At 33.2% G+C, this 10,698-nt stretch carries 10 protein-coding genes; all 10 read left to right on the plus strand.

Annotated elements, in window-relative coordinates; genetic code table 11:
* The first annotated feature begins 231 nt into the window (after positions 1-231).
* The 10 genes from RH915_RS07690 (at position 232) to RH915_RS07735 (ending at position 10,510) form a co-directional block, all read left to right on the plus strand.
* A complete protein-coding gene (locus RH915_RS07690) occupies positions 232-705 on the plus strand; it encodes an NADH-quinone oxidoreductase subunit NuoE family protein (RefSeq protein ID WP_310479069.1) in 474 nt (157 codons plus the stop codon).
* A 20-nt stretch (positions 706-725) separates the two neighbouring features.
* On the plus strand, positions 726-1,085 hold the full coding sequence (locus RH915_RS07695; protein WP_310479070.1) for a (2Fe-2S) ferredoxin domain-containing protein: 360 nt from the start codon (positions 726-728) through the stop codon (positions 1,083-1,085).
* Positions 1,086-1,130: 45 nt separating this feature from the next.
* Positions 1,131-2,927 (plus strand): NADH-quinone oxidoreductase subunit NuoF, encoded by a 1,797-nt coding sequence (nuoF, locus tag RH915_RS07700; RefSeq protein ID WP_310479071.1) that lies wholly within the window; start codon positions 1,131-1,133, stop codon positions 2,925-2,927.
* Between the two features lie 114 nt (positions 2,928-3,041).
* On the plus strand, positions 3,042-4,382 hold the full coding sequence (locus RH915_RS07705) for an ABC transporter substrate-binding protein (protein WP_310479072.1): 1,341 nt from the start codon (positions 3,042-3,044) through the stop codon (positions 4,380-4,382).
* 178 nt (positions 4,383-4,560) lie between these two features.
* A complete protein-coding gene (gene murB / locus RH915_RS07710; protein ID WP_310479073.1) occupies positions 4,561-5,475 on the plus strand; it encodes a UDP-N-acetylmuramate dehydrogenase in 915 nt (304 codons plus the stop codon).
* Between the two features lie 55 nt (positions 5,476-5,530).
* The gene (gene rapZ / locus RH915_RS07715; RefSeq protein WP_310479074.1) at positions 5,531-6,403 is read left to right on the plus strand and encodes an RNase adapter RapZ; all 873 of its coding nucleotides are present in this window, start codon (positions 5,531-5,533) and stop codon (positions 6,401-6,403) included.
* 2 nt (positions 6,404-6,405) lie between these two features.
* Entirely contained in the window at positions 6,406-7,665 is a 1,260-nt protein-coding gene (locus RH915_RS07720) for a gluconeogenesis factor YvcK family protein (RefSeq protein ID WP_310479075.1), read from the plus strand.
* A 251-nt stretch (positions 7,666-7,916) separates the two neighbouring features.
* The gene (locus tag RH915_RS07725; RefSeq protein WP_310479076.1) at positions 7,917-8,333 is read left to right on the plus strand and encodes an NUDIX hydrolase; all 417 of its coding nucleotides are present in this window, start codon (positions 7,917-7,919) and stop codon (positions 8,331-8,333) included.
* A 63-nt stretch (positions 8,334-8,396) separates the two neighbouring features.
* Entirely contained in the window at positions 8,397-9,344 is a 948-nt protein-coding gene (gene whiA, locus RH915_RS07730; RefSeq protein ID WP_310479077.1) for a DNA-binding protein WhiA, read from the plus strand.
* A gap of 98 nt (positions 9,345-9,442) precedes the next feature.
* Positions 9,443-10,510 carry an HD-GYP domain-containing protein gene (locus RH915_RS07735; protein ID WP_310479078.1) on the plus strand — a complete coding sequence of 356 codons (1,068 nt, stop codon included), beginning with the start codon at positions 9,443-9,445 and terminating at the stop codon, positions 10,508-10,510.
* Positions 10,511-10,698 lie beyond the last annotated feature (188 nt).

Consider the following 10,698-nt stretch of genomic DNA (forward strand, 5'->3'; position numbering starts at 1 on the left):
AGGATATTTATTATAAGATTATTTTTAATAAATAATAATTATAAAATTCTAAAAATTACGACTTATAATTTTAAACACAATTTAGTTAAAAATTTAACATATATAAGGTTCTTTATGTTATAATTGTATTGAAAAAAATGAAATTTATTATTGTGACGTTGTTAAATGTTAAAAATTAAACAAAGTCGCAACATTTCTCTTTATGAGTAAATAAGAATAGGGAGGGGAATTATGGCTAAGGATATCTTAACGAAAGAAAACTTTGAAGCATTGCAAAAGGTAATTGATCGCCATAAAGGTCAAAAAGGTGCATTAATGCCAGTGTTACATGAAGCACAACGTATTTTTGGGTGTTTATCATTAGAAGTACAGAAGAAAGTTTCTGAAGAATTACAAATTTCATTAAGTGAAATTTATGGGGTAGCAACATTTTACTCTCAATTTTCACTAGTACCAAAAGGGGACTATGTAATTGGGGTTTGTATGGGTACAGCCTGTTACGTGAAAGGTGCTCAGCCAATTTTGGACAAGGTTTCGGAACTAACAAATACAAAAGCTGGTGAAACATCTGAAGATGGTAAATATACGATTGAGGCTACTAGATGTATTGGGGCTTGTGGACTTGCACCGCTTATTACAGTGAATGAAGATGTATATGGAAAATTAAAGGTTGAAGATGTAGCAGATATTATAAAAAAATATTAATGTATCGAGGGGGTTTCTAAATGAAATCAATTGCTGATTTAGAAAAAATCCGTAAAGAAGCATTAGACAAAATAAACTTAAGAAAAGAAAACAAAGGCACTCGTATTGTTGTAGGAATGGCTACTTGTGGCATTGCATCAGGGGCAAGACCTGTTATGATGGCACTGATTGAAGAGGTTAAAAAAAGGAATTTAGACAATGTTGTCGTTACACAAACCGGGTGTATTGGTGCCTGTAATATGGAGCCAATGATCGAAGTGTATAAAGAAGGTAATGAAAAAGTAACTTATATTAAAATGACGCCGGAGAAAGCAAAGCAAGTAATTCTAGAGCATATAGTGAACGGAAATGAAATAAATGAATTTATGATACAAGGCTAAATCAAGGGACTACAAAAATCCTATGAGATACAAGGGGGAAAAAAGATGGAACTTTTTAGATCACACGTTCTTGTCTGTGGCGGTACAGGATGTATTTCTTCAAGTGCAAACCAAATACTAGACAAATTTAACGAAGAAATTAAGAAAAATGACCTAGAAAAAGAAGTGAAAGCACTGCAAACAGGATGCTTTGGTTTATGTGAAGCAGGACCGATTGTAATTGTATATCCAGAAGGAACGTTCTATAGTCAAATAAAAGTAGAAGATGTACCAAAAATTACTGAAGAACATTTACTAAAAGGAAGGATTGTTAAAGACCTTCTCTTTAAAGAGTCAGTAGATGAAGACAAAATAAAGTCAGTTAATGAAGTTGAATTCTATAAAAAACAAATGCGAATAGCCCTTAGAAATTGTGGTGTGATTAATCCTGAAGTAATTGAAGAGTATATAGCTTTAGATGGATATCAAGCATTAGCTAAAGCATTAACAGAAATGACGCCCGAAGAAGTTATTGATGTTATAAAAGAATCAGGTTTAAGAGGCCGTGGAGGCGGTGGATTCTCAGCTGGACTTAAGTGGGAATTTACAGCAAAGGCTGAAGGGGATGAAAAGTATGTTGCCTGTAATGCCGACGAGGGAGACCCTGGGGCTTTTATGGATCGATCAATATTAGAAGGAGATCCTCATGCAATTATTGAATCTATGGCATTAGCTGCTTATGCAGTAGGGGCTAACCAAGGGTATGTTTATATTAGAGCAGAATATCCAATAGCGGTTAAGAGGTTGCAAATAGCCTTAGATCAAGCGAGAGAAGCAGGACTACTAGGAGAAAATATTTTTGGCACAGGCTTTAACTTTGACTTAGAAATAAGACTTGGAGCGGGAGCTTTCGTTTGTGGAGAAGAAACGGCACTGATTAACTCTATTGAAGGAAAAAGAGGTATGCCTAGACCAAGACCTCCGTTCCCAGCACAAAAAGGGGTATGGAACAAACCTACTTTATTAAATAATGTAGAAACCTATGCAAATGTACCACAAATACTATTAAAGGGTGCAGAGTGGTTTGCAGGTATTGGAACTGAAAAATCTAAAGGGACGAAGGTATTTGCCCTTGGTGGTAAAATTGTTAATACCGGATTACTAGAAGTGCCTATGGGTACTACGCTAAGAGAAGTAATTTATGAAGTTGGTGGTGGAATTCCTAATGGTAAAGCTTTTAAAGCTGTCCAAACAGGGGGCCCATCTGGAGGCTGTATACCAGAAAAGTATATAGATACACCAATCGACTATGACAATTTAATTGAACTAGGCTCTATGATGGGGTCTGGAGGTATGATTGTTATGGATGAAGATAACTGTATGGTTGACATAGCAAGATTCTTTTTAGATTTTACTGTAGAAGAATCCTGTGGAAAATGTACACCATGTAGAGAAGGTACACAAAGAATGTTTGAGCTTCTCGATAAGATCACAGAAGGAAAAGGAACGTTAGAAGATATAGATAAACTAGAAAGCTTGGCAAAAACGATAAAGTCTGCATCTCTCTGTGGTTTAGGACAAACAGCACCAAATCCTGTATTATCAACACTACAATACTTTAGAGATGAGTATGAGGCGCATGTAACGGAAAAACGTTGTCCTGCAGGAGTATGTCAATCATTATTACAATATAAAGTAATACCAGAATTATGTAAAAAATGTGGCATTTGTGCGGTGAAATGCCCAGTTGACTGTATTGATGGTGTAAAAGGAAAAGAATTATACGTAATAGATCAGGATAAATGTGTAAAGTGTGGCGTTTGTGTAGGAGCATGTCCATTTAAGGCTATTACTAAAAGTTAATAAGTAATTACACACAACAAAAAGAGACTGCATATAGTCTCTTTTTTTGTATATAGAGAGTCTGCATACATATTGCACTGGACCTTAGAATATGAATTATTAGGGGGGATATGTATGCCGTCAAGAAAGCACAGACCTAGAGTAGCTATACTTAGTTTTGTTTTAGCAATATTTGTTGTGATGGGGCCATTTTATTTTATGTTTTATCAACCTCAACCATTAAATTTTAATACAACAACTAAGCCTACATGGACAGGTATAATCTCATTTTGGGATCTACCCAACTTTGATAGTAAAAAAGGAACAAATTTTGGATGGATTAATGAAAAAATTAAACAATTTGAAAGGAAAAACCCCGGTGTATTTATTGATTTCAATCCTATAGCATCAGAGAATGGAAGTGAGTTTATTGAAGAATCAATTAAAAATGGTGAGGCACCGGATATTGTTCCTATTGGAATTGATACAAACATATTAACGAAAGGAAACTTTGTGCCTTTAAACGAACATCTTCCTACAAATGAATTAAAAAGATTTAATGAGCGCATTATAAATGCTTTAACAGTTGAAAATGAAGTTTTAGCACTGCCCTGGATGGTAACAACTTATACAATGATGATTAATATGGAACTATTTAGAGAAAGAGGCGTGAAACCACCAGAGGATGGAAATTGGACCTATGATGAGTTTATTGCAACATCAAGACAGTTAACTTATGATAGTAGAGGCGGAGATAAAATTGATCATTTTGGTTTTCATAGTTTTATAGAGCCGGGATACTATAATATGTGGGGAATCCTATTAAGTGATGGAGCAGACATTTTTGATGAAAATCAAAATTATGTTTTTACAGGAAAAGAAGCAATAAGTGGCGTCCAGAAGGTTATAGACTTAAAACATGCCCATGGGATCACTCCGGAATCATTTGGTGAAGACAATGCGGCCGCAGCCTGGACACGATTTTTAAAAAAGCAAGATGTAGCAGTGTACCCTGTAGGATTATGGGGAGTAAATGCATTAGAACAATTAAATAACCAAGGAGAAGGTTTTGAGTATAGAACAGCTAATTTTCCTATAGGTAACGGATCTACACCAGTAATTATGACTAGTGGCATAGGAGCATATGCCATTACACAGCAGGAAGACCCAGAGAAATTAAAGATGTGTCTAGAGTTTATTAAATTTTTAACTGATGATTCACATCAAGAGGAATTACATCGTCTAGGTGCATTTCCAGTTAAAAACGATATTGACAACATATATGAAAATCAAATTTATATGAGTAATATACAAGCGCAGTTAGATAATATAAAAATTATTAATCCCCATCCAAGATGGAAAGAAATAGATACCATCATTCAAGAAGAAATAAAAAAAGGGATCCTAGAGAAAAAAAATGCAGAACAAGTAGTTAATGATGCTTATACTGAGATAAAGCAAATACTCAAAAACTAAATAAAGCTTTCATTGACCTGTTTTTTTAAAAAGGATATACTTGATGTGTAATAACTCAGTTTTAGAACATCTTCTTTAAACCTTGTCAATCAGCTTACTATCAAACATAGCTCTATTGCAAGTTATTGAATAAACTGGGAATAATAAATAGTATCAATTATTAAATAGGAGTGAAAAAATGAATAAAGCGCACTTATACAATGAGTTTATTAAGATTATGAATAAAGATAATGTACTTATAGATGAACCAATGAAAAATCATACATCCTTCAAAATAGGTGGTCCAGCAGATATTTTTCTAATACCACAAACCATTGATGAAGTTCAAGCAGTTATAAAAATATGCAACCAGAATGATGTATCCGTATTTATTTTAGGTAATGGATCAAATCTATTAGTAAGTGATAAAGGTATGAGAACGGTTGTGTTAAAAATTGGTGACAATTTAAATCAAGTTACTTTTGATGGAACGAAAGTAACTGCTGAGGCAGGTATATTACTTTCCAGACTATCGAAGAGAATATTAAAGAACAATTTAACAGGATTTGAGTTTGCTGACGGTATTCCTGGGTCTTTGGGTGGTGCAGTAACAATGAACGCAGGAGCCTACGGTGGTGAAATGAAAGATGTTGTGTGGTCATGTAAAGCTGTGACTCAAAAAGGTGAAATGATAGAATTAAGCAAAGAACAGTTAGATTTAGGGTATAGAACAAGTACCATACAAAAGAACAACTATATAGTTTTAGAAGTAACCCTTGACTTGCAAGTTGGAACATACGAAGAAATTAAATCAAAAATTAATGAATTAACAGAAAAAAGAACAACAAAACAACCATTAAATTTACCTAGTGCAGGAAGTGTTTTTAAAAGGCCACCGGGTTTTTATGCTGGTAAACTTATCGAAGACTCTAATTTGAAAGGCTATCAAATTGGTGGGGCACAAGTTTCAGAGCTACATGCTGGGTTTATTGTTAATAAGGGTGGAGCTACCGCAGAGGATGTAACAAATTTGATCAAACATATTCAAAATACAGTGAAAAAGAACTTTGGAGTTTTACTAGAAACAGAAGTTAAAATGATTGGTGAAGCGTAATATAAGGTTTAGTGTATTGAAAATAAATTTTAATACATAAGAGGAGTTGGATTATATGAGGTTTGTTATTGTAACAGGAATGTCAGGTGCAGGGAAAAGTCAAGCCATTAATTGTATGGAGGATTTCGGATTTTACTGTATTGATAATCTACCACCTATTTTGATACCAAAGTTTGCAGAGTTGTGTAATCAAACACAAAGGGGTATTGAAAAGGTTGCACTAGTCATTGATATAAGAGGTGGACTATTTTTCAACGATCTTTTTGAATCCTTAAATGAGCTAGAACAACAAGGATTAAAGTATGAAATATTATTTTTAGATGCATCGGATGAAATTCTTTTAAAAAGATTTAAAGAAACAAGAAGAAGCCATCCAATTGGTGGAACAGAAGGTTTAAAATCAGGTATAAAAAAAGAACGAGATCAACTTCATGAGCTTAAAAAGCGTGCAACAAATATAATTGATACTACGAAACTGACACCTGGACTTCTAAAAGAAGAGCTACGAAATATTTTTTTAGAAGGAAATGAAATGAATAATCTTATTATATCAATATCATCCTTCGGGTTTAAGCACGGGATGCCTACTGATTCAGATTTAGTTTTTGATGTCAGGTTTTTACCAAATCCATTTTATATCGAAGAGCTAAAAGAAATGACTGGTAACGATAAAGTAATCCGAGATTATGTTATGGAATCACCTATTAGTGTTGAATTTTCCAAAAAGCTTATAGATATGATAGATTTTCTAATTCCTCAGTACATAAAAGAAGGAAAAAATCAATTAGTTATATCTATTGGCTGTACCGGTGGAAAGCACAGGTCGGTTACAATTGCCCATGTTCTTTATCATTGGCTAAAAGAAAAAAAACACCGTGTTGTTCTAACCCATCGTGATTTAATCATGTCTGGAGAAAGGAAAAAATAATAATGAGATTAATAGACTGGTTAAAACCTGGGCTACAACTGAAAAGGTGGGTACTTCTAGGATTACTAGGAATCATTTTAGTAGCATATGCAGCTAGTTATTACATTATGCTATTAAATATTCCTTTAGAAAGCCAAATGGCAATAGGCATTCTAATTTTGGGACTTGGAATTATTTATTTTTCATTAAAATTTGGACTTAATTCTTTATTGAAAAATATTAGCTTTCTTGGATCACTAACAAAACCATTGGATAAAAAAAATGTAAATAAACAAGTCTATGATAAACGAATCCTTTCAAAAGGTCCTAAGATTGTTACTATAGGTGGAGGAACAGGTTCATCTGTTTTATTAAGAGGATTAAAACATTTCACTACGAATATTACAGCTATTGTTACTGTTGCTGATGATGGTGGAGGTTCCGGTGTATTAAGAGAGGATTTAGGCATGTTACCCCCAGGGGATATACGAAGTTGTATTTTAGCTTTAGCTGAAATGGAACCTACTATGGAAAAACTTTTACAGTATCGGTTTCAGGAAGGGTCTTTAAAAGGCCAAAGCTTCGGGAATTTACTTATTGCTGCCATGGATGGAACAAGTGATAGTTTTGAAGAAGCAATAAAAAAGATAAATGATGTTTTTGCAGTATCAGGCAATGTCTATCCAGTCACTTTAGAAAATTTGACCCTTTTTGGTAAACTAGAAAATGGTATGATCATACAAGGAGAATCTAAAATCCCTACAACAAGTATAACGGAAAATAGTCCCATAGAAAGTGTATATATTGAACCAAAAGATGCGAGTGCATTAAAAGAGGCAATTAGTGCAATAAAAGATGCAGATATTGTCATAATGGGGCCAGGGAGTTTGTACACAAGTATTCTACCAAATTTATTAGTAGAAGGGATATGCGAAGCCTTGGCTAGTAAAAGAGGAAAGCTTGTATATATTCCAAATATAATGACACAGCCCGGTGAAACAGATAACTATTCGATTATTGACCATGTAAATGCCATATGGAAGCATTGTCCAGGAATACCTTTTGACTATGTAATTGCAAACACAGGTAAGGCTGCAGAAAAAACCGAGGACAAATATCATGATGAAGGGGCTTCTTTTGTAAAAGTTACCGACAATGATAAGAAAAAGCTAAAAGATTATAACATTATGCTTTTAGAAGATGATTTCGTTGAGGTTAAAAATCAGTATATAAGACATGATGCTGTGAAGCTTTCAAAAACAATATTGGATTTGTTTTTGTAAAAATAAATCAAACGAAAGTGATATGTCAGAAAATGACATATCACTTTTTTTGTCAGTGAATAGCATAATTATCCAGTAGAATTCAAATGTTAAAGTATATAATTAAATTAAACGTAGATTAAGTTACATTAACACATGCAAAATTCTAAAGATTGAAATAAATATTTTAATATGAGATAATTTAATATATACTACAAAAAGATAAAGGGTTGAACAATTTGATTTTGTTTTACTTAAAGGGAGTGAGCTGAGTGAGACAAGAGGTAAGTGCAGGAGGCGTGGTAGTTTTCGGTAATGCCATATTACTGCTTAAAAAATACAATGGTGACTGGGTTTTACCAAAGGGGAAAGTAGAATTAGAGGAATCCTTTAAGGAAGCAGCCATAAGAGAGGTTTACGAAGAGGCAAGTGTAAAAGTAAAAGTTTTAAAATATTTAGGTGATATTCATTATACATATAAAAACTGCTGGAAAGATAATGATATCGTAAATAAAACAGTTCATTGGTATATGATGCAATCAAAAACAATGGATTGTATACCTTTGAAAGAAGAAGGCTTTATAGAAGCTAAATTTATTCATATGGATCGTGCAGTAGATCATGCAAAATATGAAGATGAAAAACAAATAATTAGAAAAGCCATATTAGAAATACGGAAAGACTCGTAAACTGGTTTGATAGTGCAATAGTATTACGAAAAGAAAAAATAAGTTGAAAAAGGTGTGAGAGAAATGTCTTTTTCATCAAAGACAAAAAGTGAGTTAGCTCGTAATTTTTCAGAGCGTAAATGTTGTCAAATTGCAGAACTGGCTGCGTTTGTTAGGATGAGTGGAACACTTCAGCTAGTCGGCCTTAAAAAATTTAATGTTATCATTTCAACAGAGAATCCATCTGTTGCAAGAAAAGTATTTAAACTATTTAAACTGTTATTTGATATTAATACAGAAGTGATGATTAGAAAAAATCTAAAGCTTAATAAAAACAACTACTATTTGATGGGTATAACGCATCAGATGAACAGTTGGGATATATTAAAACAACTTGGAATATTACAGGATCAGAATGATAATTTTGATATAACCTATGAAATTCCTGAAGTGTTAGTAAAAAAGAGATGTTGCAAGCGAGCGTATCTAAGAGGTGCCTTTATGAGTGGAGGCTCTATTAGTGATCCTGAGAAAACATACCACCTTGAATTTGTTACTAATAACCAGGAACATAGCGAAGATTTGAAGGATTTGATTAATCTGTTTGACCTTAGTGCCAAAATTGTGGAGCGTAAAGGTAACTTAGTAGTTTATCTTAAAGAAGGCGATCAAATTGTAGACTTATTAAATATAGTAGGAGCGCATCAAGCGTTATTGGAACTTGAAAATATAAGGATATATAAACAAATGCGTAACGATGTTAATCGGATTGTTAACTGTGAAACAGCAAATTTAAGCAAAACTGTCAATGCATCTATGAGACAGATCGAAAATATTAAATATATTATCGCTAGGGTGGGTTTAAATGGTATCCCTGAAAATCTAAGAGAGTTAGCCCAAAAAAGATTAAATTATCATGATGCCAGTTTAAAGGAATTAGGACAGATGCTAAATCCGTCAATAGGTAAGTCTGGCGTAAATCATCGATTAAGAAAATTAGACGAGTTAGCAAATAAATTAAAAAATATGTAGGATAATATGTCGATCCATGTTAAAATAATTATATATTAGTGTCTATACCTATAGGGTAAAGCTATAAATTCCTTGACTGAATGGCAGGGGGGCATAAAATGGTGAAAATAAAAACGTCTTCAATAAAGTGTGGGATGAAGCTATCAAAGTCAATTTTCTCAGCAGAAGGAAATTTATTGATTGAAAAAGGTGCACAACTAAAAGAAAATATTATACAGAGATTAGATAACCATAATGTAGATAGCATATTTATAGAGTGGGATACTGACGGACCAGCAGAAGTGATTGATGCTGTCCTTGAAGATACAAAAGATCAAGCAGTTACCTTACTTAGGCAGTCAATGGAAAATATAGAAACAACTAAAAACATAAATGTTGATAAACTCAAAGATATTGTAAACAATCTAATTGATGGATTAGTTGATGATAAGAGTGTATTAGTTAATTTGACCAATATTCGTTCTGTTGATGATCATACATTTTCACATTCAGTAAACGTGTGTATTTTATCTTTGTTAATGGGTGTTGCATTAAAATATGATTTGAAAAGCCTCGAAACTTTAGGAATCGGTGCGTTATTACATGATATAGGGAAAGCTGATATTGATGATGAAATATTAAATAAACCAGGAGCTTTTACGGTTGAAGAATATGACTTAATGAAAAAACATGCGATGCTTGGGTATGAAATGGTTAAAGATATTGAAGGCATAAGTGAAGAGTCGAGGATGATTATTCGTGATCACCACGAACGTTTTGATGGAAAAGGGTACCCGAAAGGGTTAATTGGAACAAAAATTCACGAGTTTGCAAGAATAGTTGCCATATGTGATGTATATGATGCACTTACTTCTAATAGGGTATACAGACAAGGAATGCCTCTTCATATAGGATTAGAATATTTAAGAAGTATGGGAAATCATCAATTTGATTATAGACTAGTTAAAGTGTTTATGGAGCATGTCTCTATATATCCACAGGGAACGATTGTTGAACTCGAATCAGGAGAACGAGGTATAGTCATCGAATGCAATAAAAATTGGCCAACTAGACCGGTGGTCGAGGTACTGTATGATGACAAAGGAAATAAAATAGATAAGTCCAAAGTGATTGATCTAACAAAGTTTTTAAATAATGGGATCACAGTGAAACTGGGAATGGTTTAATACATAATAAAAAGATTACTATACAGATTGAATGTTTTGTACTCATGCTCATGAATGCAAATATTCAATCTGTTTCTAATTAAGGATAAAATACGGGTTATAAAACCATATAGGAGCATTCCTGTAATTAACTAAATTTGAACTTTGCAAAGAAAGAAACCTCGCAGTAAAATGAAATTATCACTGGC

This window comes from Serpentinicella sp. ANB-PHB4 (genome assembly GCF_031432315.1).
GTDB lineage: Bacteria > Bacillota > Clostridia > Peptostreptococcales > Natronincolaceae > Serpentinicella.